This is a genomic window from Oscillibacter sp. KLE 1745 (assembly GCF_000469445.2).
Taxonomy (GTDB): domain Bacteria; phylum Bacillota; class Clostridia; order Oscillospirales; family Oscillospiraceae; genus Oscillibacter; species Oscillibacter welbionis.
The window spans coordinates 26,640-52,208 of sequence record NZ_KI271741.1; the positions used below are offsets into that span (position 1 = coordinate 26,640).

26 protein-coding genes and 1 pseudogene are annotated in these 25,569 nt (G+C 62.2%); 11 read left to right on the forward strand and 16 right to left on the reverse strand.

Features of this window, described 5'->3' with window-relative positions:
* Nucleotides 1-49: 49 nt before the first annotated feature.
* Nucleotides 50-1,066, reverse strand: a complete 1,017-nt coding sequence (locus HMPREF1546_RS11720) for a LacI family DNA-binding transcriptional regulator (protein WP_021750995.1) — start codon at nucleotides 1,064-1,066, stop codon at nucleotides 50-52.
* A 300-nt stretch (nucleotides 1,067-1,366) separates the two neighbouring features.
* On the opposite strand from HMPREF1546_RS11720, the gene gap reads away from it, so the two are divergent.
* Complete coding sequence (gene gap, locus HMPREF1546_RS11725) at nucleotides 1,367-2,380, forward strand: type I glyceraldehyde-3-phosphate dehydrogenase (protein ID WP_021750997.1); 1,014 nt, start codon at nucleotides 1,367-1,369, stop codon at nucleotides 2,378-2,380.
* An 812-nt stretch (nucleotides 2,381-3,192) separates the two neighbouring features.
* Here gap and fliB read toward each other — a convergent pair.
* The gene (gene fliB, locus HMPREF1546_RS11730) at nucleotides 3,193-4,215 is read right to left on the reverse strand and encodes a flagellin lysine-N-methylase (protein ID WP_021750998.1); all 1,023 of its coding nucleotides are present in this window, start codon (nucleotides 4,213-4,215) and stop codon (nucleotides 3,193-3,195) included.
* A 13-nt stretch (nucleotides 4,216-4,228) separates the two neighbouring features.
* Nucleotides 4,229-4,900: a Crp/Fnr family transcriptional regulator gene (locus HMPREF1546_RS11735; RefSeq protein WP_021750999.1), complete on the reverse strand. Its 672-nt coding sequence runs from the start codon at nucleotides 4,898-4,900 to the stop codon at nucleotides 4,229-4,231.
* A 110-nt stretch (nucleotides 4,901-5,010) separates the two neighbouring features.
* Here HMPREF1546_RS11735 and HMPREF1546_RS11740 point away from each other — a divergent pair, with 110 nt between their 5' ends.
* Both HMPREF1546_RS11740 and HMPREF1546_RS11745 read left to right on the forward strand, forming a co-directional pair.
* Nucleotides 5,011-5,730, forward strand: coding sequence for an ATP-binding protein (locus HMPREF1546_RS11740; protein ID WP_021751000.1), 720 nt, complete (start codon nucleotides 5,011-5,013; stop codon nucleotides 5,728-5,730).
* 14 nt (nucleotides 5,731-5,744) lie between these two features.
* The gene (locus HMPREF1546_RS11745) at nucleotides 5,745-5,927 is read left to right on the forward strand and encodes a ferredoxin (protein WP_021751001.1); all 183 of its coding nucleotides are present in this window, start codon (nucleotides 5,745-5,747) and stop codon (nucleotides 5,925-5,927) included.
* 471 nt (nucleotides 5,928-6,398) lie between these two features.
* On the opposite strand, the gene trxA is transcribed toward HMPREF1546_RS11745, so the two are convergent.
* The 3 genes from trxA to HMPREF1546_RS11760 are packed head-to-tail and all read right to left on the reverse strand — an operon-like array spanning nucleotide 6,399 to nucleotide 7,875.
* The gene (gene trxA / locus HMPREF1546_RS11750) at nucleotides 6,399-6,716 is read right to left on the reverse strand and encodes a thioredoxin (RefSeq protein ID WP_021751002.1); all 318 of its coding nucleotides are present in this window, start codon (nucleotides 6,714-6,716) and stop codon (nucleotides 6,399-6,401) included.
* A gap of 42 nt (nucleotides 6,717-6,758) precedes the next feature.
* A complete protein-coding gene (locus HMPREF1546_RS11755) occupies nucleotides 6,759-7,586 on the reverse strand; it encodes an NAD(P)/FAD-dependent oxidoreductase (protein WP_021751003.1) in 828 nt (275 codons plus the stop codon).
* A complete protein-coding gene (locus HMPREF1546_RS11760; RefSeq protein WP_021751004.1) occupies nucleotides 7,576-7,875 on the reverse strand; it encodes a helix-turn-helix transcriptional regulator in 300 nt (99 codons plus the stop codon). The genes HMPREF1546_RS11755 and HMPREF1546_RS11760 overlap by 11 nt, the downstream gene beginning before the upstream one ends.
* Before the next feature lie 388 nt (nucleotides 7,876-8,263).
* Between HMPREF1546_RS11760 and rpe the strand changes: the two genes are divergently transcribed.
* The 3 genes from rpe (at nucleotide 8,264) to recR (ending at nucleotide 10,555) form a co-directional block, all read left to right on the forward strand.
* Nucleotides 8,264-8,908: a ribulose-phosphate 3-epimerase gene (gene rpe, locus HMPREF1546_RS11765; protein WP_021751005.1), complete on the forward strand. Its 645-nt coding sequence runs from the start codon at nucleotides 8,264-8,266 to the stop codon at nucleotides 8,906-8,908.
* Nucleotides 8,909-8,917: 9 nt separating this feature from the next.
* Nucleotides 8,918-9,892, forward strand: coding sequence for a D-cysteine desulfhydrase family protein (locus HMPREF1546_RS11770; RefSeq protein WP_021751006.1), 975 nt, complete (start codon nucleotides 8,918-8,920; stop codon nucleotides 9,890-9,892).
* 63 nt (nucleotides 9,893-9,955) lie between these two features.
* Complete coding sequence (gene recR, locus HMPREF1546_RS11775) at nucleotides 9,956-10,555, forward strand: recombination mediator RecR (RefSeq protein WP_036631178.1); 600 nt, start codon at nucleotides 9,956-9,958, stop codon at nucleotides 10,553-10,555.
* Nucleotides 10,556-10,611: 56 nt separating this feature from the next.
* Here the strand turns inward: recR and HMPREF1546_RS11780 are convergent, their stop codons facing one another.
* The 9 genes from HMPREF1546_RS11780 to HMPREF1546_RS11820 all read right to left on the reverse strand — a co-directional run bounded on the left by HMPREF1546_RS11780 (nucleotide 10,612) and on the right by HMPREF1546_RS11820 (nucleotide 21,027).
* A complete protein-coding gene (locus tag HMPREF1546_RS11780; protein WP_021751008.1) occupies nucleotides 10,612-11,967 on the reverse strand; it encodes a uracil-xanthine permease family protein in 1,356 nt (451 codons plus the stop codon).
* Between the two features lie 183 nt (nucleotides 11,968-12,150).
* Nucleotides 12,151-13,593, reverse strand: a complete 1,443-nt coding sequence (locus tag HMPREF1546_RS11785; RefSeq protein WP_021751009.1) for a M20 family metallopeptidase — start codon at nucleotides 13,591-13,593, stop codon at nucleotides 12,151-12,153.
* 118 nt (nucleotides 13,594-13,711) lie between these two features.
* Nucleotides 13,712-14,470 carry an amino acid ABC transporter ATP-binding protein gene (locus HMPREF1546_RS11790; protein WP_181446436.1) on the reverse strand — a complete coding sequence of 253 codons (759 nt, stop codon included), beginning with the start codon at nucleotides 14,468-14,470 and terminating at the stop codon, nucleotides 13,712-13,714.
* A gap of 1 nt (nucleotide 14,471) precedes the next feature.
* Nucleotides 14,472-15,248, reverse strand: coding sequence for an amino acid ABC transporter permease (locus tag HMPREF1546_RS11795; protein WP_021751011.1), 777 nt, complete (start codon nucleotides 15,246-15,248; stop codon nucleotides 14,472-14,474).
* A 94-nt stretch (nucleotides 15,249-15,342) separates the two neighbouring features.
* Nucleotides 15,343-16,266 (reverse strand): transporter substrate-binding domain-containing protein, encoded by a 924-nt coding sequence (locus HMPREF1546_RS11800; protein WP_083491015.1) that lies wholly within the window; start codon nucleotides 16,264-16,266, stop codon nucleotides 15,343-15,345.
* A 333-nt stretch (nucleotides 16,267-16,599) separates the two neighbouring features.
* The gene (gene rbr, locus HMPREF1546_RS11805; RefSeq protein WP_021751014.1) at nucleotides 16,600-17,211 is read right to left on the reverse strand and encodes a rubrerythrin; all 612 of its coding nucleotides are present in this window, start codon (nucleotides 17,209-17,211) and stop codon (nucleotides 16,600-16,602) included.
* A 119-nt stretch (nucleotides 17,212-17,330) separates the two neighbouring features.
* The gene (locus HMPREF1546_RS11810) at nucleotides 17,331-19,079 is read right to left on the reverse strand and encodes a Na/Pi cotransporter family protein (protein ID WP_021751015.1); all 1,749 of its coding nucleotides are present in this window, start codon (nucleotides 19,077-19,079) and stop codon (nucleotides 17,331-17,333) included.
* A 240-nt stretch (nucleotides 19,080-19,319) separates the two neighbouring features.
* The gene (locus tag HMPREF1546_RS11815; RefSeq protein ID WP_021751017.1) at nucleotides 19,320-20,204 is read right to left on the reverse strand and encodes a patatin family protein; all 885 of its coding nucleotides are present in this window, start codon (nucleotides 20,202-20,204) and stop codon (nucleotides 19,320-19,322) included.
* Between the two features lie 46 nt (nucleotides 20,205-20,250).
* Nucleotides 20,251-21,027: a bifunctional 2-polyprenyl-6-hydroxyphenol methylase/3-demethylubiquinol 3-O-methyltransferase UbiG gene (locus HMPREF1546_RS11820; RefSeq protein ID WP_036631180.1), complete on the reverse strand. Its 777-nt coding sequence runs from the start codon at nucleotides 21,025-21,027 to the stop codon at nucleotides 20,251-20,253.
* 173 nt (nucleotides 21,028-21,200) lie between these two features.
* Here HMPREF1546_RS11820 and HMPREF1546_RS11825 point away from each other — a divergent pair, with 173 nt between their 5' ends.
* The 5 genes from HMPREF1546_RS11825 (at nucleotide 21,201) to HMPREF1546_RS11840 (ending at nucleotide 25,313) form a co-directional block, all read left to right on the forward strand.
* A complete protein-coding gene (locus tag HMPREF1546_RS11825) occupies nucleotides 21,201-22,754 on the forward strand; it encodes a DUF1538 domain-containing protein (RefSeq protein WP_051320020.1) in 1,554 nt (517 codons plus the stop codon).
* A complete protein-coding gene (locus tag HMPREF1546_RS11830; RefSeq protein ID WP_021751021.1) occupies nucleotides 22,751-23,464 on the forward strand; it encodes a P-II family nitrogen regulator in 714 nt (237 codons plus the stop codon). The genes HMPREF1546_RS11825 and HMPREF1546_RS11830 overlap by 4 nt, the downstream gene beginning before the upstream one ends.
* Before the next feature lie 242 nt (nucleotides 23,465-23,706).
* Nucleotides 23,707-23,868 (forward strand): hypothetical protein, encoded by a 162-nt coding sequence (locus HMPREF1546_RS18900; RefSeq protein WP_156909670.1) that lies wholly within the window; start codon nucleotides 23,707-23,709, stop codon nucleotides 23,866-23,868.
* Nucleotides 23,869-24,066: 198 nt separating this feature from the next.
* Nucleotides 24,067-24,900, forward strand: a complete 834-nt coding sequence (locus HMPREF1546_RS11835) for a deoxyribonuclease IV (RefSeq protein WP_021751023.1) — start codon at nucleotides 24,067-24,069, stop codon at nucleotides 24,898-24,900.
* On the forward strand, nucleotides 24,897-25,313 hold the full coding sequence (locus HMPREF1546_RS11840) for a GNAT family N-acetyltransferase (protein ID WP_021751024.1): 417 nt from the start codon (nucleotides 24,897-24,899) through the stop codon (nucleotides 25,311-25,313). Before HMPREF1546_RS11835 ends, HMPREF1546_RS11840 begins: the two co-directional genes overlap by 4 nt.
* A 54-nt stretch (nucleotides 25,314-25,367) precedes the next feature.
* Here HMPREF1546_RS11840 and HMPREF1546_RS19245 read toward each other — a convergent pair.
* Nucleotides 25,368-25,569: pseudogene (locus HMPREF1546_RS19245) on the reverse strand (chloramphenicol acetyltransferase); the annotation flags it as partial.

Genomic DNA, 25,569 nt, shown 5'->3' on the forward strand with positions numbered 1-25,569 from the left:
GTCTCCAGGACATGAAAAACGCGCCGCTTCTGCGGCGCGTTTTTTCAGTTCAGCGGTCCGAATGAGACCAGGCCCGAGGCTGGTTGTAGGGGCGGTACGTGGATGTGAGCACATTTTCAAAGATCGGCGCGTCGGGCACCTCCACCCGTCTGAGGATCTGCTCGCCCGCAGCCTGCCCCAGGTCCTCCACCGGCTGGATGATGGAGTCCATCTGATTGGCGTACAGGGCGTACACATCGGAGTCATAGTCCACAAAGCTCACCAGGTCGATGTCCTGGGCCAGCTGGATGCCCTTCTGGTGGAGATAGATGATGGTCTCCGAGGCCATCAGCCCCTGACAGACGATGATGGCGTCGCACTTGCGCTCCAGCAGCTGGTCCAGACAGGCGCAGGCGCTGTTCTCCAGGGAGTCGCCATATTGGATTAAATGCTCATCCTCCGGCAGGCCACAGTCCGCCACAGCCTGCCGATAGGCAGAGATCCGCTCCTGCGTGCTGGAGAGGCGGGGGAGGCCGCCGATGATGCCGATCCGCTGGTCGCCCTTTCCCGCCAGCCGGCATACACTGCGGTAGATGGGCTGGAAGTTGGACACGCAGACGGAGGAGTACTTCTTCGTCTCAAAGATCCGGTCCACCAGCACCACTGGAAATCCCGCGGGGATCAGGGCGTCGAACCGCTGGAAATCGTCCATGGTGCTGGCCACCAGCAGCCCGTCCACCAGTCCCGCCGTCAGCAGGCGGATGTTGGTCTCCTCCCGGTCCATATTCTCCCGGGTATTGGCGATGATGAGCTGGTAGCCGTTGGCGGAGAGATATTTTTCCACAGACTCAATCATGGTTGCGAAGAATTTATTGGCGATATCGGGCACAATAAAGCCGATGATCTTTTTCTTTCCCGTGCGGAAACTGCGGGCGGAAGCGTCCGGTGTGTATCCCAGCTCCTCGATGGCCCGGTAGACCTTCTCCTTCGTCTCGTTGGACACATACCGGGTATTGTTGATGGTGTGGGACACGGTGGCGGTGGACACTCCCGCCAGCTTCGCCACATCGCTGATGGTCACCTTCATGGGACAGCCTCCTTGCGCAATGGTTTATTGGTTTACGCAAATAATTAGCCACTTCAGTATAGGACAGCTTTCCCTCCGCGTCAAGCCCCTTTTCCCCCTGTTTCGTGTAAAAATTGTGAAATATGCCCTTTTTCTTATGGATTATCCACAACCTGCCGCAGAAAATGTTATCTGAATTGACAGTTGCAAAAAGGTCGACCGTATGATAATATACTTGTGCGATTATTAGAAAACGTTTACGCAAACGTTTCGACGGCGCGCCGCCGGTGCGTCTGATTTTGTGAAAGGAGTCTTTCCGATATGAAAACCAAGATTGGCATCAATGGCTTCGGCCGCATTGGCCGCCTCGTCTTCCGCGCCGCCCTGACCCATGACGATGTAGAGGTCGTCGGCCTGAACGATCCCTTCATGAACCCCGAGTATATGGCCTACATGCTGAAGTATGACAGCGTGCACGGCAAGTTCCCCGGCGAGGTCTCCGCCGAGGACGGCGCCCTGGTGGTCAACGGCAAGAAGTATCCTGTCTTTACCGCTATGGAGGTCAAGGATATTCCCTGGGCTTCCGTGGGTGCGGAGTATATTTGCGAGTGCACCGGCAAGCACCTGACCAAGGAGCTGTGCCAGGGTCACATTGACGCTGGCGCCAAGCACGTGGTCATGGGCGCCCCTTCCAAGGACGATACGCCCATGTTCGTCATGGGCGTCAACAACAGCAAGTACACCTCTGATATGACGTTCGTATCCAACGCCTCCTGCACCACCAACTGCCTGGCCCCCATCGCCAAGGTGCTGAATGACAAGTTCGGCATCGTGGAGGGCCTGATGACCACCGTCCACTCCGTCACCCCCACCCAGAAGCTGCTGGACGGCGCCTCCCTGAAGGACTGGCGCGGCGGCCGTGCCGCCACCGGCAACATCATCCCCTCCTCCACCGGCGCCGCCAAGGCCGTGGGCAAGGTCATCCCCGAGCTGAACGGCAAGCTGACCGGCATGTCCATGCGCGTCCCCACTCTGGACGTCTCCGTGGTGGACCTGACCGCCAAGCTGGCGAAGCCCGCCTCCTATGAGGAGATCTGCAAGGCCATGAAGGAGGCCTCTGAGGGTGAGCTGAAGGGCGTGCTGGGCTACACCGACGAGCCCGTTGTGTCCTCCGACTTCCTGGGCGATTCCCGCACCTCTATCTTCGATGCGGATGCCGGCATCGCTCTGACCGACACCTTCGTGAAGGTCGTCTCCTGGTACGACAATGAGTGCGGCTACTCCAACAAGATGGTGGAGCTGATTCGCTATATGTCCTCTGTGGACCACAAGTAAGATCAACGCAGAAGCTCCCGGGCCATTTGGCCCGGGAGCTTTTTTCACATTCCGCAGAGGAAAGGGCCCGCAGCACGCGGCAGGGGAGGGGCCGCCCGGTGTTCTGCCGCTTTCCCAGCCCTTCAGGGCAGAAAAATTCATGCGGTGTGAACGCACATAAGAATGGGGCGCTCCGCCAGATCCCGGCAGCTTTATGCATCCAGGGTCTCCCGGCCCACGGGCCGGACCGGGTCACCGTACCGCCGGAGACGGCACACAGTCTGTTTCGGTGCTTCTGCGCAGCAAAAAAGCGCCCTCCGGCGCCCCAACAGGCTTTCAGCTTCCGCATCCCTGCTTTTTGCCGGATGCCCTCTATACAGCACAACCCCCCGCTCGCTCCAACGACGAACGGGGGGCCTACTTCTGGATCGGAGTTTCCAATATGCATTACCTCTTGCTTTCTTGAGATACCGTCCGGATGCTGGGGAAACAGGGGAACTCAGGGGTTTGCCAATCCATAAAACATCGGTACACGCAGACGTCTGCTCTGGTTGCTACCAAAACTCGATTCTCGTGTGGCTCATCATCGTGAGGTGTGTTTCGTCTTTGGGTTCTTCCGGAGTTTCGCGTTTTGAGGAATTCCTCGATTCCGAACGGTGCAGGGATGATTGGGAATCTCTGAGCTAACTAGCCCATGGGACTCACTCCTTTCCTGTGTCTATAATGTACAATAGATTTCTTTTACTGTCAAGTGCTTTTGTGTATTTTTACACTTTCCATAAATCGAAATCAATTACCGTGAGCAAAATGCACAAAGGTGCGGGCAAAGCCGCTCAACTCCGCAGCTGGCACAAAAACGCCCCGGGGGAGAGAGCTGCATCCCGAAGGAACGCCAGGCGCAGCGCCTCCAGGTTCTCTTCACTGTGCTCCACTTCACAGCAAAGGCGGCGGACAGCCTCCCAAAGGCCACATACTGCCGTCAGGCGCTGTGCCGTCAGGACCATCAGCACGCAGAACTGCGCCTGCCCCAGCAGGTCGCCGTCGTTGACCGCCTTCAGGAGATACCGGAATGCAAAGTATGTGCCCAGCCGCTCCAGCAGCGTCTCCGGCACGGCGACGGGCGGCGCCTCCTCCGCCCTGCGCAGGAGCTCCCGCCAGTCCCCGTCCAGGGCCTCCAGCTTGGACAGCACCCGCAGGGCGTGTGGAAACAGGCCAGGCCCGGGCGGTACCGCCGTCTCCTGCTTCTTCCAGTCCGCTGCCAGAACCGCAAGGTCCTCTGTCCGGTCCTCATCCAGCAGAATTTGCGCCTCCGCGGCCAGGAGCAAAAATGCCTCCAGCCGCTCCTGCAGGGGACGAGGCCGATCTGCCAGCTCCCGAAGCATCCGCTCCCGCAGGGGCAGGAGGCCGCAGAGCCACGGGTCTCCCGGTTCCTCCGGCTCCGCCGTCTCCCGTTCCAGGAAGGACAGCGGGGCGGTGGAGCCAAGCAGCAGGTCACAGGCTGCCGGGCAGGAGGCACAGAGGCTGACCTCCCGAAAGGGGCCGTACTCCTCAATGAACCGGGGGTGGGTCCGGCAGGTCAGGGACGTGGCCTCGGCTCCCAATATCCGGTGGATCTCGCACAGATTCTCCCGGTTCAGAAAGGGGCACCGGCCGCCCCGGAGGGGGAAGCAGAAATCCCCCTCCTCGTCCGTCTGGAGCGCCTCCCGCAGCCGCTCCCCCAGGGAGCCGGGGGTCTCCTGATAGCGTCGGGCGGTCTCCTCGTCCACCACCACCTCCCACTTTTCGCAGCAGGTGTGGGGGCAGGCCCCCGCCAGACAGTGAAACGCCTCATAATAATCCGGCACTCGGGTCAGCATGGCGCTCTCCTCCTCAGTCAGTCTGCTCCATCTGCTGAAGCAGGTGGAAATGGTTTTTTTGAAACGTCAGCACACCCTCGTCCCGGAGCTTTCCAAGCGCGGTAGACATGGCGCTGCGGTCCACCGCCAGATAGTCTGCCAGCTGTTGGCGGTCCAGCGGGATATCAAACTCCGGCCCTCCGGCCTGCATGGCCTGGGCGGACAGATAACTGAGCAGCTTGTCCCGGGTGGTGCGGCGGGCCATGTGGCCGATCTTCCGGGTGAGGGTCAGATTCCGCCCCGCCAGAATGGTCAGCAGGTTCCGGGTGAATTCCGCGGCGCCCGGCCGGGCACAGGACAGCGCCTGTACGCTGTTGAGAAACAGCACCTCCGCATCCGCTGCCGCCAGCACGGCCACCTCCAGCGGCTCACCGCCCAGACAGGCATAGGCCTCCGCAAACACCTCTCCGGACCGGGCGAGGCCCACAATGGTGCGGCTCCCCCAGAAATCCTCCTTGACGATATGCAGCGTCCCGGAGAGGACCAGCCCCAGCCGGTCCGCCCGCTCTCCCCGCCGCAGGACCACTTCACCCCGGCCACAGCGGCGCTTCCGTGCGCCCAGGCCCTCCAGCAGCGCAGGCAGCGCCTCCTGCGGAATCCCGCGGAACAACGGCGTCCGGAGAAGAAGCGCGGTGGAAACTTCCATGCCATTTCCTCCATTCCGTTGTAAAAACAACATACTTTTTTGTCCCATTGTACGATACTAGGTCTCAGAAAGCAAGCAAAACGTTTGAAACCCCAAAAAGGAGACACACTATGGTAAGAAGGATCATCGAGATCGATCAGGAGAAATGCAACGGCTGCGGCGCCTGTGCCGCAGCCTGTCACGAGGGTGCCATCGGCATGGTGGACGGCAAGGCGGTCCTGCTGCGGGACGACTACTGCGACGGTCTGGGAGACTGCCTGCCCACCTGCCCCACCGGAGCCATCACGTTTGTGGAGCGGGAGGCCGCAGCCTATGATGAAGCAGCTGTCCTGGCAAAGAAGGCGGAGGCCCTGAAAGGCACCGCGCCGCGGCAGACGCCGCCCTCCGGCGGCTGTCCCGGCAGTATGGCCCAGGCCCTCCGTCCGGCGGTGGCTCAGGCCGTTTCCGCGCCGCAGGACGGCGCGGTGTCCCACCTGGCCCAGTGGCCGGTGCAGATCAAGCTGGTGCCTGTGGAGGCCCCCTGGTTCAACGGTGCCCGGCTGCTGATCGCGGCGGACTGCACGGCTTATGCCCGGGCGGACTTCCACCAGCGGTTCATGCGGGGCCGCATCACGCTGATCGGCTGCCCCAAGCTGGATGAGGGAGACTATGCCGAAAAGCTGACGGAGATCCTTCGCCGCAACGATATCCGGGAGCTGACCATCGTGCGGATGGATGTCCCCTGCTGCGGCGGTATGCAGCGGGCAGCGGAGACGGCCCTGCGGCAGAGCGGCAAGTTCATTCCCTGGCAGGTGGTGACACTGGGCCGGGATGGAAATATTCTGGAATAATAGGAGTGACCAATATGAACGCAACAGTAAATGAGAACTGCATCGGCTGCGGCCTGTGCGCCGGCACCTGCCCGGAGGTATTCCACATGGGCGACGACGGGCTGGCCCACGGCAGCGGCATCCCGGAGGGCCAGCTGGAGGCGGCCCAGGAGGCCCGGGACGGCTGCCCGGTCAGCGCCATCAGCATCGAAGCATGAAAGCAGGCCCTGTCCACATGGACAGGGCCTGCTTTCATGCCGGTCTTGCGGTGCAGGTCCCAGTATACCGTTAAAACAGCCCGGTCTGGGAATGCGCCCGCGGTGAAGTCGCACAGCCTGTAATTCCCGGCCGGGTCTTCCAGCTGAATTTCCCCTTCTTGTGAAAAGGCGAATCGAAAACCGACGGTTTTCTGAAACCGGCCTCCGGGAGCTGTGCGTTTCCCTTGCAGCCCCAATCCCTGTGCCCCGTTGTGATAGGACGGCACCAAGCGGAAGCCCGAATTGCCGCACCAGCGAATGGGCTGCCCCTGCTGGCCGCAGAAGGAAAGGGGGGGCGCACCGGAAGGCAAGTTCCCCACCCCCGCGGGGACTGGGTCGCCGCGCCCAGGCAGAAGCAGGCCGGGCCTCTTGAGGCCCGGCCTGCTTTAACGGATTTCCCGCCTTTGGACTGTGCGCACTGCCCGGGGCAGCTCACAGGTTGGTGTCCAGCACGCCGCTAAACGCCTGGGGCGGCATCACGCCCACCTTCCGGTCAAATTCCTGGCCGTTCTTCAGGAACACCACCGTGGGGATGCTCATGACTCCGAACCGCCGGGCCAGATCCGGCTCCTCATCCACGTTCACCTTGCCCACCAGGACCTTACCCTCGTACTGGTCTGCCAGGGACTCGATCACCGGAGAGAGCATCTTGCAGGGGCCGCACCAGTCGGCCCAGAAGTCCACCATCGCCAAGGGGGCCGCCGCCACGGCGGCGTCAAATTCCGCAGTCTTGAAATGCTTGATTCCCATACGTCATGTCTCCTTTATACACTCAAATTTGATGTTGTACGTTCAGCTCTGTTTTTCCCGGCGCTCCTGAGCCGCCGCCCAGGCCGCCGCACTCTGCCCGGCGATCAGCCCATCTCCCGCGGCCTTGGAGACTTGAAGGGGACCGCCGGTGCAGTCTCCCGCGGCAAACAGGCCGGGGAGGTTGGTGGCCATACGCCGGTCCACCGTCACATAGCCCTGTTCCACCGCCAGCCCCGGGAACAGCTCCGTGGGGGCCATGGTGGGCCGCAGGATGAACACGCCCTCCGCCGGAATGGTCCGGCCGTCGCAGGTGACGGACTCCACCCGGCCGTCGCCCCGGATCTCGCACTGCTTGGGGCGGTCGAAATAGGTCACGGAGCAGCCGATTTTCTGGAGAAACTCCGCCTCCTGCCGGGCGGTGTCGGTGTATCCCACCACCGCCACCGGCTTGCCCCGGTAGAGCATCCCGTCGCAGGTGGCGCAGTAGCTGACGCCCCGGCCCAGAAGCTCCGCCTCGCCGGCAAACTTCTTCCCGCGGGCCACGCCCGCCGCCAGCACCACAGCCCTGGCGTTGTACATATCCGGCCCCACGCTGACATACCAGGCGTCCGGCATCTGCACGGCGTTCAGCACCTTGCCCGCCAGAAACTCCACCCCCGCCTGCTCCGCGTGGCGGCGCATGGCGGCCAGCATCTCCGCGCCGGACAGGCCGGGCAGGCCCAGGTAGTTGTCCACCTTCTCCGCCCGCCAGAGAGGATTTTCCTCCAGGGGATTAGAGACCACCAGGGCGCTGCGCCCCCGTGCCCGGACGTTGATGGACGCGGACAGCCCCGCGGGGCCGCCGCCGATCACCAGCACATCATAGGACATAGGAGTCCGCCTCCTCTCCCAGCAGGTCGGCCACCAGGGAGGCCACCTCCCGGGACGCCACCTGATAGTATACCTCATTTCCGGACCGTTCCGCCGTCACCACATTGGCCGCCCGCAGCTTCTGCAGATGCTGGGAGATGCAGGACTGGGACATGCCGGTGGACGCCTCCATGCAGCCCACATTGTGGCACCCGGAAATCAGCAGGCCGTGGACGATCTGCAGCCGGATGGGGTTGGACAGGGCCTTCAGCAGCGATGCCCGCTCCTCATAGTCGATCTGCTCTTCCACGATTCCACCGCCTCTCTCTTGGATTCTGGTATTAGATTATCAGAATATTCTCATTTTAGAAGTGGTTTATGCAACACTTTTGGAATTTTTTGCAGGGCCGGCCTCCCGGCTCGTCCGGGCAAGAGACCGTTGCTTTTGCACCGGAAGTCTGCTACACTGAATACGGTATATACGCAAGCTGAGAGCCGGCAGAGCGTACGCTCCACCGGCTCCCTATTCAAAAAAGCGGCGGCGCCCCGCCCAGGGGCGGACGCTGCGCGGAAGTGCAGACTGGGGGGCGGCCTGCCGCTCGGGGTATCCTATGCACCGGGTTCTTCCCGCGCCACAGGGCCCGGCAGCCCGATTCCGTCCGGTCTGCCGCCGGAATGAAAGAAAAGAGGGGCTTTCCATGATAAAAATCGCACCGTCCATCCTCTCCGCGGATTTTGCCAATTTGGAGCGGGATATCCAGCGCATCTCCACCGCCGATTACGTCCATGTGGATGTGATGGACGGCATGTTCGTCCCCAACATTACCATCGGTATCCCGGTGGTGAAATCCATCCGCCCCACCACGGCGCTGCCCCTGGATGTTCACCTGATGATCGTGGAGCCGGGCCGGTATGTGGAGCAGTTCTGCGACGCCGGCGCCGACCTGGTGACGGTCCATGTGGAGTCCGACACGGAGGAAAAGCTCCACGACGCCATTGCCAGGATCCACGCCAAGGGCAAGCGGGCCGGTGTGGTGCTGAAGCCGAAAACGCCTGCGGAGACGGTCCTGCCCTTCCTGAATGAGGTGGAACTGGTGCTGGTGATGACGGTGGAGCCGGGCTTCGGCGGCCAGAAATTCATGGCGGATATGATGCCCAAGGTCTCCGCCATCCGCCGCTGGATCGATGAGAAGAACCCCGGCTGCGAGCTGGAGGTGGACGGCGGCGTGGATCCCGTCACCTGCAAGACCTGCATCGCCGCCGGCGCCAATGTGCTGGTGGCCGGCAGCGCCGTCTACAAGGCTGACGATATCCCCGCCCGCATCGCGGAGCTGCGGGGCTGAGGGCGCGCCATGCGGAATCTGCACGATCTGCCCAGGGTCCGGCTGGGCGTGTTTCCCACCCCGTTTTACCGGCTGGACCGGCTGAGCGAGCAGTACGGCCGGGGCATTTGGATCAAGCGGGATGACCTGTGCGGCGTGGCCCTGGGCGGCAGCAAGGTCCGCAAGCTGGAATTCGTTCTGGCGGAGGCCCTGGACCAGGGGTGCGACACGGTATTCACCACCGGCGGCGCCCAGTCCAACCACGCGGCCCTCACCGCCGCCTGCGCCGCGCGGCTCGGGATGAAGTGCATCCTGCTGCTGAAGCGCCGGGGCGTCACGGAGCACCGGGGCAATCTGGTGCTGGACGAGCTCTTCGGCGCCGAGGTGCGTCTGCTGGACATGGATTCCTATGACGAGATCTATGCAGAGATGCACCGGATCGGCGGCACGCTGGAGCAGGCGGGGCACAAGTGCTGCTATATTCCCGTGGGCGCCTCCACGGCCCTCGGCGCCGTGGGCTACGTGAGCGGCGCCCGGGAGATCGCCGTCCAGGCCATGGCTGCGGGCGTGCGGCTGGGACACATCGTCTCCGCCACTGGCTCCGGCGGCACGGCCGCCGGGCTGCTGCTGGGAGCCGGGCTGTTTCTGCCCGGTGTGAAGGTCACCGGCATCGCCGTGGACAGCAGTCCCTTCGACAAGATCGTCCCCCGCCTGGCAGGGGAGGCCGCAGCACTGCTGGAGTGCCCCTTCCAGCCGGAAGAGAATGCATTTCAGATGGTGGAGCACATGGGCCCCGGCTATGCCCTGCCGAATCCGGAGGATACCCCCTATATCGAGGAGCTGGCCCGGACGGAGGGCATCCTGCTGGATCCGGTCTACACCGGGAAGGCCTTTGCCGGCATGATGCAGCTGCTGCGCCAGGGAGCTTTTGACGGGCAGGACGACCTGCTGTTTGTCCACACCGGCGGCACGGCGGCCCTGTTCGCCATCGATCTGCCCCGGTGATCGCCTCTTTTTCCCATACCCGGCCGGAGACCGGATACGAACCCTTTGAAGGAGCATCAGACCATGGAATATTTCCCCGCACCTCTTGAAAAACTGGTGGAGCAGTTTGCCCGTCTGCCGGGCATCGGCGGCAAGTCTGCCCAGCGGCTGGCCTTTTACGTGCTAGGCCTGCCGGAGGCGGAGGCCAGGGAGTTCGCCGACGCCATTCTGGACGCCAAGAAAAGCGTCACCTGCTGCCCGGTGTGCCAAAACTTCACCGCCGGGGGGCTGTGCCCCATCTGCGCCTCCCCCAAGCGGGATGGCTCCGTCATCTGCGTGGTGGCAGATCCCCGGGACGTGGCCGCCATAGAGCGGGCCAGGGAGTACAACGGCCGGTATCACGTGCTCCACGGCGTCATCTCTCCCATGAACCACGTGGGGCCGGACGACCTGGCCATCAAATCCCTGGTGGAACGGGTGGCCAGCGGCGAGGTGAAGGAAGTCATTATGGCCACCAATCCGGACACGGAGGGGGAGGCCACAGCCATGTACATCGCCAGGCTCTTAAAGCCCTTTGACGTGCGGGTGACCCGCCTGGCCTACGGCATTCCCGTGGGCGGACATCTGGAGTTCGCCGACGACGCCACGCTGATGCGGGCCCTAGAGGGCCGCCGGGAGATCTGAGCGCCCCGCCCCCTAAATAAAAACGCCGGATGGGTTTCCATCCGGCGTTCGTTTTTTCATTTCTCCTTGGGCAAAATCAGGTTCAGCAGCACCGCCATGATAGTTGCGATCACCACGGGAGACTGTCCGAACACCATGGTGAACGCCTCCGGGAACTGGCTGAGGGCCTCGGAGGCCTGGGAAATCCCCACGCCCAGAGCAGCAGAGAGACCCACAATGGTGGTGTTCCGGGCCGTCAGGTCCTGGGAGGCGATGAGCTTCATGCCCGTCATGGCAATGGTGGAAAACACCGTCACTGTGGCGCCCCCCAGCACGCACTGGGGAATGGTGGTCAGCAGCGCTGCAAATTTGGGGGAGATGCCCGCCAGCAGCAGGAATCCCCCGGCAATGGCGAACACTGTCCGGTTCACCACCTTGTTGGTGGTGACGATGCCCACATTTTGGGAGTAGGTAGCCGTGGGCAGGCCGCCCATCAGCGCCGTCAGGATATTGCTGGTGCCATAGGCGATGATACCGCCCTGGAGCTCCTGGTCCGTGGGATCCCGGTCCAGGCCGCCTACGGTGGTGGCGGTGAAGTCGCCGATGGCCTGGATGGAGTTGATGGCAAACAACAGCCCGATGGCTACACAGGAGGCTGGATCGAACTTCAGACCGAAGTGTAGGGGCTCCGGCAGGGCGAACCAGGCAGCATTTCCCACGTCGGCAAAGCTGACCATGCCGAAGCAGAGCGCCACCGCATAGCCGAACAGCATCCCGATCAGGATAGAAGCCAGCTTGCAGATGCCCTTGGCCTTGTGGTTCAGCACCAGCACGGCAGTCAGCGTCAGGGCCGCGATCAGCCAGTTCTGCCAGGAGCCGTAGACCAGTGCCTCCGTCAGCCCCTGTTGCGCCACCACGGATTCATAGGTGTTGCCGGTGCCGCCGGCCATGTAGTTGATGGCGGTAGGGTAGAGGGAGAGGCCAATGGTGAACACCACCGTGCCGGTGATGACCGGCGGGAACAGCCGGCGGATCTTCTTGACGAACACGCCCACCAGCACAGCCACGATGCCGCCCACGATCATGGCGCCGGCAATGGCCGCCACTCCGCCGCCGGAGGCGGCGATGGCCTGCATACTGGGAACATAGGCAAAGCTGACACCCAGGATCACCGGCAGGCCAGAGCCGAACCGCCCGCCGATGGGATACAGCTGGAGGAATGTGCACACGGCGGACATCACCAGGGATGCCTGGATCAGCAGCACCTGCTCCTCCTGGCTGAGGCCGATGGCTCCGGCGATGATGATAGGCGGGGTGACACACCCCACGATCATGGCCACCAGATGCTGCAGGGCCAGGGAGAGCGAGGTGCCGAGGGGCGGAATTCCCCGGGGCTGAAACAGCAGCTCCCGGCGGTCAAAGCGAGACTCCATGGGCAGGACTCCTTTCGGGCGGAAACTCCGCGCGTTCTGTGGTGCGGAAGTCGGGGCTTGAGGCTTCTGCTCTTATGATACCATGGATTTCCCCAAAAGCAAACAAAATTTTTGGTAACCTGAAAAAATAATTGGTCGTTTCGACAAAAGGGCGCCCCGGTGAAAGCCGGGGCGCCCTTTTAATCAGTCTGCGATGGTGGGTACCGCGTCCGCGGGGATGGGGCAGGTGTAGCCTGCCGCCGTCCGGCGCTGAAACTCCGTCTTTGCCTCCTCCAGCAGGGCCGGGTCCGTCAGCAGGTCAATGGCGGCCGACGCCAGGACCTTGCCGGCATGGAGGGCCGCCTTGTGGCCGATGTCTGTCCGGCCGCAGGAGACATTCTGCCAGCTATGGCCGGGGCAGCCGTTGGGCCAGGCGGCCACGTGGATCTGTGCAGTAGGGCACTGCCAGCTGACGTCGCCCACATCCGTGGAGCCGGGCTGGAAGGCGTCCCCTTGGTACAGGGGCAGCAGAAAGCGGTTCATGGCGTGGCCGGCCTGGGCCCGCCTGGCCTGGGCATCCGCTGCGTAGTCCAGATCATACTGGCTGCCCACGCCCGGCGCCCGGTCACTGCCGGAATAGGTCCCGGCCAGGCTGTCGGCAAAGGCCAGCTCCTCCGGCGTGTAACTGGGGACCCCCAGGGCCTCGAAATTTCGGTAGAGGACCCGCTCCAGGGCGTGGTTCGTGACGGTGTCCGCCAGGCCGTCGATGAATTTCTTCTCCACCGTAGTCTCAGTCATCAGAGCTGCGCCCTGGGCGATCTTGTCCACCCGAGCCTGCAGCTCCACGGCCTCCGCCACATGATTGGACCGGACCATGTACAGCACGCTGGCCCTGGGCTGGACCACGTTGGGACTCCGGCCGCCGGCATCGGTGATGGCGTAGTGGACCCGGGCCTTGTCACTCATGTGCTCCCGCAGGAACTGGACGCCCACGTTCATCAGCTCCACCGCGTCCAGGGCGCTGCGGCCACGGTCCGGGTCTCCGGCGGCATGGGCCGCCACGCCGGTGAAGTGGTACTGGGTTTGGATGCAGGAGTTGGAGGAGCCGGTAAGCACCTCGTTGGCGTCGTCCGGGTGCCAGGTGAGGGCCGCATCCAGACCGTACCATAGCCCATCCCGGGCCATAAATGCCTTGGCGGCGCCGCCCTCCTCGCCGGGGCAGCCATACAGTACCACGGTGCCGGGGATCTTGGCGGCCTCGAGATACGCCTTCACTCCCAGAGCGGCGGCCATGGCCCCGGCGCCCAGCAGGTTATGCCCGCACCCGTGGCCGCAGCCGCCGGAGACCAGCTCCTCCCGCGTCAGGCTGCCGCCCTTCTGGGAAAGGCCGGAGAGCGCGTCATATTCCGCCAGCAGGCCGATGATGGGCCGCCCGCTGCCGTAGGAGGCGGAGAAGGCGGTGGGGATGTTGCAGATGCCCCGCTCCACCTTGAAGCCCTCCTGCTCCAGCACTCGGCAGTACAGGTCGGCAGACTGCTCCTCCTGGAGAGACAACTCCGCAAAGGACCAGATCTCATCTGCCACCTGGGCTACCAGATCTGCTTTTTTTTCGATGGCGGCGACGGCCGCCTGCTTTTCTGCTGTCATGGGGATGCTCCTTTCTGCGCCGGATGCCCCGGCCCGTTAAAAAGGGCGCGCACATCTGTGCGCGCCCCGCAGTTGCCCGGTCCCGCCGCTCAGCGGGCGGCACTGGGCTCAGGCTGCCTTACAGTACCTTGCTGAGGAAGTCCTGGAGCCGGGGGTGCTGGGGATTTCCGAAAATGTCGGCGGGGGAGCCCTCCTCCAGCAGCTTGCCGTCTGCCATGAAGAGGACCCGGCTGCCCACCTCCCGGGCAAAGCCCATCTCGTGGGTGACCACCACCATAGTCATGCCCTCCTGGGCCAGCTCCTTCATGACCTCCAGCACCTCGCCCACCATCTCCGGGTCCAGGGCGGAGGTGGGCTCGTCAAAGAGCATAACCTCCGGCTCCATCATCAATGCCCGGACAATGGCAATCCGCTGCTTCTGGCCGCCGGAGAGCTGGATGGGATAGGCGCGGGCACGGTCCTGCAGGCCTACTCGGTCCAACAGGGCCAGGGCCTTTTTCTCCGCCTCGCCCCGGTCCATGTGCTTCACCTGGATGGGGGCCAGGGTCATGTTGTCCATGATGGTCATGTGAGGGAAGAGGTTGAAGTGCTGGAACACCATGCCCATCTTCTGGCGGTGCTGGTCGATGTCCACCTTTACCGTTTTGCCCTCCGCATTTTTTATCTTCTTTTTTGTGATATCCACCCCGTTGAAGATGATGGAGCCGCCGGTGGGCTCCTCCAGCAGGTTCAGGCTGCGGAGGAACGTGGACTTGCCGGACCCGGAGGGGCCGATGACCACCATCACGTCGCCCCGGTCAATGTCCACCGTGACGCCGTCCAGGGCCTTGATGGCGCCCCGGTTGTAGTATTTCTTCAGGTCCTTGACTTGGATCAGCTTATCTCCGGTCGCCACGGCTCATTCTCCTTTCGAAGTAAGCGATGATCTTGCTGGTGGGGAACGTCAGGCAGAAGTAGACACAGGCGGCCACCACAAGCGGTTCCGCAATGCGGTAGGTCGCACCTTTGATGGAGGAAACCGCGTACATGATCTCCTGAACGCCGATGGTATAGCAGATAGAAGACTCCTTGATAATGGTGACGAACTCGTTGGCGATGGCAGGCAGGATATTCTTGATAGCCTGCGGCAGAATCACGAATCGCATGTTCTGCACCTGGCTGAGTCCCAGGGACCGTGCCGCCTCCGTCTGACCGCCGTCGATGGACTGGATACCGGAGCGGATGATCTCGGAAAGATAGGCCCCGGAGTTCAGGGACAGGGCAATCACGCCCGGGAGGAACCGTTCAAAGCGAATGGTTCCAAAGATCTTGAAAGAGGGCAGATCAATATCTCCGAACACCACATAATAGATCATGAAAAGCTGAACCAGCATAGGGGTGGCCCGGAAGACTTCCACGTAAACCGTGGCGATGAAGCTGAGGGGGTTAAATCTGCTGAGGACCATCAGCACGCCCTGTTCCCGGAGATGGCCGTCCTTGGTCAGACCCAGAAAGCGAAACGGCCGCACATTGGACAGCCGCATGATGGCCAGGAGCAGTGCCAGGACAAAACCGAAAATCACGGTCAGCAGGGAGAGGGAGACGGTACAAATCAGGCCCTCTTTGAAAAGGTCTATGTACTCCCAAGTTCTTTCGAAACCGGCGGCTGTAAACACGGGCGGTTCCTCCTTCTATCTTTACCAAAATATATGAGAAAGCGGCCAATTCCTCCCTGCGCAGCCGCAGGGAGGAATTGAAAGTTTTACAAGCTTACTGAACGGCCTCGCCGTTTTCGTCCACCAGGCCCTCGATGATGTCGCCAGAAGCCAGCTCGTTGGCCGTAAGCACATACTGATCGAAGGAGCCATCCTCCTTGGCGGCGGCGATGGCACGGTTCACACCCTCCAGCAGGGCGGCGTTGCCCTTGGTGACGCCCACCACAGAGCCTTCGGCGTCATAGGGGACCTCCAGCACCAGACACAGCTCGGGATACTGGGTGGCATAGCTCTCGGCCACCATGGTCTCGATAAAGGCGCCGTCCAGCTTGCCGGTCACCAGCTCGGCGATGATATCGGGCACCTTAGCGAGCTCGATGATATCAGCGTCCGGGGTGTTCTCATGCGCCAGATCCGCCTGGATAGAACCCACCTGAGCGCCGATCTGATAGTCGGCATTGTTGGCATCCTCCAAAGAGGTGAACAGGTCTTTGTTGGACTCCACGCACACGAAAGACTGGCCGCCGGTGATGTAAATGTCAGAGAAGTCCATGCTGTCGGCACGCTTGGGATCGGGGGAGTACCCGGCCATGCCCAAGTCCACATTGCCGTTCTGCAGCTCCATGATGGTGCCGTCAAAGTCCATGGGAACGATCTCCAGGGACAGGCCCAGGTAGTCGGCGATATACTGGGCCAGGTCCATATCAAAGCCAGCCAGCTGGGGATCGCCGTTCTCATCAATGGCGTAGAACTCATAGGGGGCGAAGTCCGGGCTGGTGGCGACGGTGAGCTTCCCGCCCTCCACAGTGGTGATGGCGGCCTTCAGCTCGTCGTCAGTCATGGAGGCGTAATCCGCAGTCTCCTCCGTGCCGGAGCCCTCGCCGTCGGCGGTGTCATCCGCAGTGTCGTCGCTGCCGCCGCAGGCCGTGACGGACAGCGCCATGGCCAGCGTCAGAATCAATGCAAGAAACTTCTTCATGGTATCGCAATCTCCCTTTTTCATGCTCCCGCGGTCGCGGGGCGGTTTTCTCTGAATTTCCAAGGGAGGAAGCACCTCCCGCCGGAACATGCCTTACCTTATCACGTTCCCTCCCTCTTGTCAATAGATTTTCGTGCAAAAATGAATATTTATTTGCCCCTGTTGGTGGAGTGCTCTATTTTATCCGGTTCAATCCCGGAAAAACAGCCGAAAATTTGTGAATATTTCCAGCATCGATGTATATTGCAGATGAATAAAAGAGTGAATATTCAGATCCGACTGCAAGAGGGCGGGGAGGCCGCTTTTCCGGCCTCCCCGCCTTGGGAGCCTGATTCACTTTTTCAGCACCGCGTCCCCGAAGGGTGCCATCTCCAGCCGCACGAAAAAGCCCTGGTCGTGCTGGCACACAGGGCAGACCTTGGGGGCTGCCGTCCCCTCAAAGATATAACCGCAGTTCAGGCACATCCAGGCGCACTGGACATCGGAGACAAACAGCTTTCCCTGTTCCAGCAGATCCGCCAGCCTGCCGAAGCGGTTGCCATGGGCCTGCTCGATCTCTGCGATCTTGTGGAAGGAAGCCGCCACAGCGGAAAAGCCCTCCTGCTGGGCCACGTCGCCGAAGGTCTTGTATACCGGGTCGTGCTCCTCATACTCGTTGTGCTGCGCCTTGCGGAGCAGCTCCTTCACATCGTTCGTCAGGTCCACGGGATAGGTGCCGTCGATGGCCACGGTCTGGCCCGCCATCTCTTTCATGTGGTTGTAAAAAATCTCCGCGTGCTCCTTCTCCTGGTCCGCGGTGAAGCGGAACACCGCCTCCACCACATGCAGCTTCTGCTGGCGGCAGACGGAGGCGGCAAAGGTGTAGCGGTTCCGGGCCTGGCTTTCGCCCGCAAAGGCCCGCATGAGGTTTTTCAGGGTCTCGCTGTTCTTCAGATCCACAGACATACGGATTCCTCCTGTTTTCGGTGAGATAGGGGTATTTTCCCTCCGACAGGGGACGGCTATACCTGAATGATAAAAAACAGGCCCTGCGTCTGGTAGACACAGAGCCTGTCCGCTTTCCGTCATGCCTCGGGGAGATGGTATTTCTTCCGGTCGCGCCGCAGGTCCTCGCCGAAGGCGCCGCCGGCCTTCACCTCCTGCAGATAGGCGTGGCGGCCGGGGCCGCCGGAGCACTCCTCAATGACGCTGACGGCGATGTTGGAGCAGTGATCGGACGCCCGCTCGATATTGGTCAGCAGGTCGCTGAGCACAAAGCCCAGCTGGATGGTGCACTGGCCCGCCTGGAGCCGCTGGATATGGCGGCTTCGGATCTCCTCAATCAGCTGGTCGATGGTCTCCTCCAGGGGTTCCACCCGGCGGGCGGTCTCCACGTCCGCTGCCTGGAAGCTGCGGATGGTCAGGTCCAGGATGTCATCCAGCGCGGAGAGCAGCACCTGCAGCTCTTCCCGGGCGCTGTCAGAGAACCGGAGCTCCTTGTCGTGGAGCTCCTGGGCGGACTCCTGGATGTTCACGGCATGGTCGCCGATCCGCTCGAAGTCCCCGATGGCGTGGAGCAAGCGGGAAACCGTGCGCATATCCTGCATGGACAGCCCGTGCTGGGAGATCTCCACCAGGTAGCTGCTGAGCCGGTCCTCGTAAATGTCCAGCTTGTCCTCGTTCTGCAGGATCTGGGTCTCCCGCTCCCGGCTGTACTGGGAGAGCTGGTCCGTCGCCAGGCAGATGTTCTCCCGGGCGGCTTGTCCCATGCGGCCTGCCATGGCAACGCTTTCGCTGACTGCCGCGCCGGGGGTCCGCAGCAGCAGGGGATCCAGGAAGGCAAAGCTCTCGCGGGTGTCCTCGGTCCGCACCAGTCTCCGCGCCAGCTTTTCCAGCTGGCGGGAGAAGGGCAGGAGCAGGATCGTGGTGAACACGTTAAAGGCGGTGTGGCAGAAGGCGATGCCCACGGCCCCCACGGCCTGATTCAGGAAGGTGAAGTGGAGGATCATGTCGCCGCCGTAGAAGAGGATCAGGCACACGGCGGTGCCGATGACGTTGAAGGAGATGTGGACCACCGCCACTCGCTTGGCGTTGCGGTTGACGCCGATGGAGCTGATGAGGGCGGTGACGCAGGTGCCGATGTTCTGCCCCATAATGATGGGGATGGCCATGCCGTAGGTGATGGAGCCGGTCATGGCCAGGGCCTGCAGAATGGCGACAGAGGCAGCGGATGACTGGATAATCCCGGTGAACACCGCGCCCACCAACACACCCAGCAGGGGATTTTCAAAGGCGGTGAGCAGCCCGGCAAACTGGGGCATCTCCGCCAGAGGGCTGACGGCGCCGCTCATCAGCTCCATGCCGTACATCAAAATGGCAAAGCCCATCATGATGCGCCCCACGTCCCGGCGCCGCTGGCGCTTGGAGCCCATGATCAGCAGGATACCCGCCAGAGCGATCAGGGGAGAGAAGTTCTCCGGCTTCAGCAGGTTCACAAAGACGTTCTCACTCTCGATGCCGGTGAGAGACAGAATCCACGCCGTCAGGGTGGTGCCGATGTTGGAGCCCATGATGATGCCGATGGTCTGTCTCAACTCCATGACGCCGGAGTTCACCAGGCCCACCAGCATCACCGTCATGGCGGAGGAGGACTGGATGGCGATGGTGATGCCCGCGCCCAGCAGCAAGCTCTTGAAGGGGCTGGAGGTCATGCGCTTGAGCATCCGCTCCAGCTTGCCGCCGGCCATCTTTTCCAGACTCTTGGACATGACGGTCATGCCGTACAAGAAGAACGCCAGGCCGCCGCAGAGGGTAAAGACGGAGAAAATGTCCATAACTGCGCTTTCCTTTCCCAGTATTCCAGACCGTCTGGCACGGCCGGTCCGATTCTGTCATGTATACTGCGCTCCAACATTATATATGCAAAGCGGCACGCTGGAAAGAGGATTTCTAAGATTTTGTAAAATTTGCGTAAAAATATGGTAAAACGCAAAAAGCAGTACGGATTTCTTGTGCAAAACCACTTCCGCCAAGAGGAAACCGCCGCCCACTGAAAGATGGGCGGCGGTCTGCTGCTATTCCGGTGTCCCAGCGGAAGGTGTCTCCCGCGTCCAGAAGTCCCGCACCGCCTCCGCAGCCCGGCGGCCGGCGAAGAAGCCGTCCTGCCACAGGGCCAGGATCTTCTGCCGGTCCCGCTCCGTGCGGGAGAAGCCCCGGGTGTTCGCCGGCGCGATCACCAACACCCGGCCCTCCTGCTCCAGAGCAAACAGCTCCTCCCGGCATTGGTTATAGCGCTCCGCCCGGGTCCGCAGGCCTTCCAGAAAGACGGGGTATTTGCGGTACACCCGCCGGAACAGGGGCATCAGCTGCTCCGGCTCCTTCCGATAGCTCCGCTCCCGGGTCAGGACAACCACCACCCGGTCGCAGCCCACCGCCAGCGCCCGCTTCCAGGGAATGGCGTCGGAGCAGCCCCCGTCCAGATAGGGGGCGCCGTCATCCAGCCGGATGGGCTGGAACAGCACGGGCATGGCGCATGTGGCCTGGAGCAGGAGGAAGCTGGCGTCCCGCCGGGGGACCTCCCGGTACTCGGCCCGGCCGGTCTGCAGGTTGGTGACCACCGCCTCCACCTGACCGGGATACGCCTCGAAGGTGTCGTAATCAAAGGGCACCAGCTCGTTGGGGATGGTGTCGTAGGCGAACTTCAGCCCGAAGTAGCTGCGATTCCGGGGATCAAAGAAATTCCCCCAGCCCATGTACCGCCGGTCATTGGCGTAGTGCATCAGCAGCTGGAGATTCCGCCGCTTCTGCCGGGAGAGGTAGCTGACGCCGTAGGCAATCCCGGCCGAGACGCCGATGGTGTAGTCCGGCATGGGCAGTTTCTCGTTCAAAAAAGCGTCGCACACGCCGGAGGAGAAGATCGTCCGCAGCGCGCCGCCCTCCAGCACCAGACCTGTTTTCATGGAGCAGTCCTTCCTTTCTGTGTATTCATGATCTTCCAGCAGTTTTTCATCCGGGGCCGTCGCGCCGCCCCGGTTTTCCGTGCGGCCACGCCGTCCGCTTCCGGGCGGAGACCAGCAGCATCATGGGGCGGCGGAGCTCGTCCTGCATTCCCGGCTGGCCCAGCATCCGCGCCGGCGGCTGAGGCTCCACCACCCGCAGCAGCTGGAATCCGCCGGTAAGCAGGCCGTCCAGATAGGTGGTGAGGGTGCGGTGGTACTTGGTCACATCCTCCCCCAGAAAGCGGGCGGTGCGCCGTCCCTCCTCGAAATACCGGTCCACAGGGAAGTGGAGGGGGGTGCCGTCCGGGCCGTAGTACCACTCCTGGGGACCGGCAGCAGTGAAAATGGGGTGCTCCACAGAGAAGACAAAGTCGCCGCCGGGTGACAGGCACTGCCGCACCCGCTCCAAAAAGTCTGTAAAGGAAGGCAGATAGTGGATGGCCAGGGAACTGAGGACCACGTCAAAGCTCTCCGGCGGGAATGGGGTCTCCGCCATATCCCCCCGGATATAGGTCACCTGCGGAGCCGTGGTCTTTTCCCGGGCCACGGCCAGCATTTTCTCCGACAGGTCCACGCCGGTGACAGACGCCGCGCCGTGTTCCGCCGCATAGATGCAGTGCCAGCCGTAGCCGCAGCCCAGATCCAGCACTCTCTTCCCGGCGAAGTCCGGCAGCAGGGGCTCCAAGGACTCCCACTCCCCGGCGCCCGCCAGTCCCAGGCGGGAGCGGTCCATCTGGCTGTATTTTTCAAAAAACCGCTCTCTGTCGTAAGGACTCTTCTTCATCCTGCGCACTCCTGTGAAGGTGATATGGTACAGCATAGCACAGTTCGGGAAAAAAGGGAATCACCGCTCCGCTTATAAAGATTTTGTAAATTTCTACTTTTTCGTCACTGTGGGCGGCCTATTTATGTTATTATAATCATATCTATATAAATTGTATGAATTTTGGAGAGGTGATGAGATTGCCGTGGAAGAGACGAGAGCAATGGCAGGAACGATTGGGGCGGAATAAAACCATCCTCTGGGAAAAGCTCCGGGAAGCCCTGGCCTCCGTGGTCCCCATTACGGTGATCGTGCTGATCCTCAGCTTTACTGTTGCGCCCATCCCCACCGAGACGCTGCTGGCCTTTCTGATCGGCGCGGTGATGGTGATTCTGGGCATCGGCCTGTTTTCCCTGGGCGCTGACACCGCCATGACCCCCATCGGAGAACGGGTGGGCGCCGCCATGACCCGCTCCAGAAAGCTCTGGGTTGTGGCGGCTGTCGGCTTTCTGATCGGCGTCATCGTCACCGTGTCGGAGCCGGATCTCCAGGTGCTGGCCCAGCAGGTGCCCGGTGTGCCCAACGCCACGCTGGTGGGCGCTGTGGCCGTGGGCGTGGGCGTTTTTTTGGTGATCGCCATGCTGCGCATCCTGTTCCGCATTCCCCTGAACCGGATGCTGATCGTGTTCTACATCCTCGTGTTTGCGCTGGCCCTCTTTGTACCGGAGGACTTCCTGGCCATCGCCTTCGACTCCGGCGGCGTCACCACGGGTCCCATGACCGTGCCCTTTATCATGGCCCTGGGCGTGGGCGTGGCCTCCATCCGCAGCGACGAGAATGCCGCCCAGGACAGCTTCGGCCTGGTGGCTCTCTGTTCTGTCGGCCCCATCCTGGCAGTGATGGTGCTGGCCCTGATCTACCCGGGCGCGGGCGTCTACACCCCGGTGGAAATCCCCTCCGTGACAGACAGCCGGGCTCTGTGGCACCTGTTTCAGGTGGAACTTCCGGCGTATCTCAGCGAGGTGGCGGTGTGTCTGGCCCCCATCGCACTGTTCTTCGCCGTTTTTCAGGCGGTTTCCCTGAAATTAAAGAAGAAAAAAGTATTGAAAATTGTCATCGGCATCCTGTATACTTATGTGGGTTTGGTCCTGTTTCTTACGGGCGCCAACGTGGGCTTCATGCCGGCGGCCAGCTACCTCAGCCGCCAGATCGCCGGCCTGTCCTTCAACTGGATCCTGATTCCCATCGGAATGCTGATGGGCTGGTTCATCGTCCAGGCGGAGCCTGCGGTCCATGTTCTGAACAAGCAGGTGGAGGAGATCACCTCCGGCGCCATTCCCGGCAAGGCCATGAGCACCAGCCTCTCCATCGGCGTGGCGGTTTCCATCGGTCTGGCCATGATGCGGGTGATGACCGGGATTTCCATTTTCTGGCTGGTGGTGCCGGGGTATCTGGCCGCCATCGTCATGTCCTTTTTCGTCCCCAAGATCTTCACTGCCATTGCCTTTGACTCCGGCGGCGTGGCCTCCGGGCCTATGACGGCCACCTTCCTGCTGCCCTTTGCTCAGGGCGCCTGCGAGGCCTTGGGCGGCAATGTGGTGACGGACGCCTTCGGCGTGGTGGCTATGGTGGCTATGACGCCGCTGCTGACCATCCAGATGCTGGGCCTTTTGTATCAGCTCAAGATGAAGAAAGCCGCTCAGGAGACGCCTCCCGCCCCGGTGGACGAGGAGATCATCGAGCTGTGAGCAGTCCGTCCGACATCGTAAAGAGAGGAGAGACCGCCATGCAGGGCGTCGATTTGTTCATCACCATCACTGACCGCAGCCGGGCAGAGCAGTTCGCCGCCTGGTTCCGGACCCACGGGATCTCGCTGGTGCTGACAGCTCTGGGTCAGGGCACCGCCACCACGGAGGTGCTGGACTTTCTGGGCCTGGAGGCCACGGAGAAGGCCGTGCTGTTCTGCGTGTCCCCCCGGTCCCCTCGGCTGGTGCGCCAGGCGGCCCGTGACCTGTGGCTGGATGTGCCCGGCCAGGGCGTTTTGATGACTGTGCCGGTGAACAGCATCGGCGGATCCACCGCCAAGGAATATCTGCTGCATGAACAGGAGGGAGAAACTGCTATGGAACGGGAGATTGCCCACGATCTGATCGTGGTCATTGCCAACCAGGGGTCCACCGACCTGGTGATGGACGCCGCCCGGGAGGCAGGCGCCACCGGCGGCACGGTGATCCACGCCAAGGGCACCGGCACAGACCTGGTGCGGAAGTTTTTCGGCGTGTCCATCGCGTCGGAGCAGGAGATGGTCTTCATCCTGGCCCGGAGCGAGGCGAAGAAGCCCATTATGAAGGCCATCATGGCCAAGGCGGGCATCCAGAGCGCCGCTCAGTCCCTGGTGTTCTCCCTGCCGGTGGGTGACATCGCCGGCCTGCGGGAGCTGGAGCAGCCCGAAACCTGACTTGAATTCCGGAGCGGTCCGCGCCTGACGCGGACCGCTTTTTTTGCCATTTCCATTTTTTCCGGCAAAAGGCCCTGGATTTTTTTCGTTTTTTCGGAAATTCCTGCTATTTTGTGTTGGTTTTTGAATTTTTTGCAAAACCTTGGGTATCTCGACAGATTCAGACAGAATTTCGCCCGGCCTTTGTGTATGATAAGGGCAGTCCCCAGATCTTGTGGCGGTTTAGAAAGGATGAATACCAAATGCAGAAGGTCTCCAAGGAATATCTGTTGCTCTTCAACGCCATCACCGATGCGGAGGAATCCCTGCGCCGGCTCCAGGCCCGGCTGATCGATGCGCAGCAGAAGGCGGAGGAACTTTTCATCACAGACGATGAAGCCGATCCGCTCTCCCGAAACATATAAGGCCCCCGCCGGACGGGGCCGCCGCTTTACCAGCGTCCGGCAGTGTCTCAGCGGGGTCACCGGTTTCGGCCGGCAGACCCCGCTTTTTGTTGCTTTTGCCCGTGCATAGGCAGTGTCCATGTGGTATGATAAAATATAATCTCCTTCCGCCTTCCGGCGGATGCAGAGCAGTACAGACCGAGAGAAGGAGGCGCGGCCATGCTGTATATCGGCTGCCATCTGTCCTCCTCCAAGGGCTTTGCGGCCATGGGCCGCCAGGCGCTGGAGCTGGGGGCCAACACCTTTCAATTTTTCACCCGCAATCCCAGGGGCAGCCGGGCCAAGGACCTGGACCCGGCGGACGCTGCAGCCCTGCGGGACCTGCTGGCCCGGCACGGCTTCGGCCCCATCGTCGCCCACGCTCCCTATACTTTGAACCTCTGCGGCGCGGAGGAGAAGAACCGGATATTCGCCCGGGAGACCATGGCGGACGACCTGGCTAGGCTGGAGCATGTGCCAGGACAGTATTACAACTTCCATCCCGGCAGCCATGTGGGGCAGGGAAGCGAGACCGGCATCGCTCTCATTGCCGACGGGCTCAACGCCATCCTGCGGCCCGATCAGGCCACCACCGTTCTGCTGGAGACCATGGCAGGCAAGGGCAGCGAAGTAGGCGGCCGTTTTGAGGAGCTGCGGGCCATTCTGGACCGGGTGGAGCTCTCCGGCAAGGTGGGCGTCTGCCTGGACACCTGCCACGTGTCCGACGGAGGATACGACATCGTCCACGACCTGGACGGCGTGCTGACGGAATTTGACAGCATCATCGGCCTCCGGCGGCTGAAGGCGATTCATTTGAACGACAGCAAGAATCCCCCCGGCAGCCGCAAGGACCGCCACGCCTGTCTGGGGGAGGGGACCATCGGTCTGGAGGCGCTGGGGCGGATCGTCCGCCACCCGGCGCTGAAGGATCTTCCCTTCTGTCTGGAGACCCCCAACGACCTGCCCGGCTATGCCCGGGAGATCGCCCTGATGCGGGAGATGGCGGAGGCGTGACGGGATTGGAGGATGCTGCCATGGAGTATCGTGTGGACGACCGGAGCCTTTCCGGAGAGACCTTCCTCGACTTTGTCCAGCAGGTCTGGCCGGGAGCGTACAATCTGGAGCAGACCCGCGCCGCGCTGTCAAAAACGATGAACTTCACTGCCTGGGACGGCGGCCAGCTGGCGGGCTGCCTGCGAGTCCTCACGGACGGCTGCTTTTTCGGCACCATCACGGAGCTGCTGGTGTTGCCGGCATATCAGCGGCAGGGCATCGGAAGCCGGCTGCTGCGGCTGGCTGCGGCCCATACCCCCACGCTGCTGTATTTCGGCGCCCAGCCGGGGGCGGAAGCGTTTTATGAGAAAAACGGCTGCCAGCGGAGCCTGCCGTCTTATCTGATCGAGCCCAAGAAAGACGGCGCTTCATAAAAAAGCAGAAGTCCCGGCCCTAAAAAGGGCCGGGACTTTTTTGCATACAGCCACTCACTCCGCCATTCCCAGGCGACGGCGCAGGTCCGTCCGCACCGCGTCCAGATCCGGGTCGCACAGCAGCGGCACGGCCTCCGCCAGCTCCGCCGGGGGCAGGTCCCACCACCGCCATGCCAGGAGCAACTGGACCAGATCCTCTGGGAACCGCTGCTTCAGCACGCGGACCGGATTGCCGCCCGCCACGGTATAGGCGGGG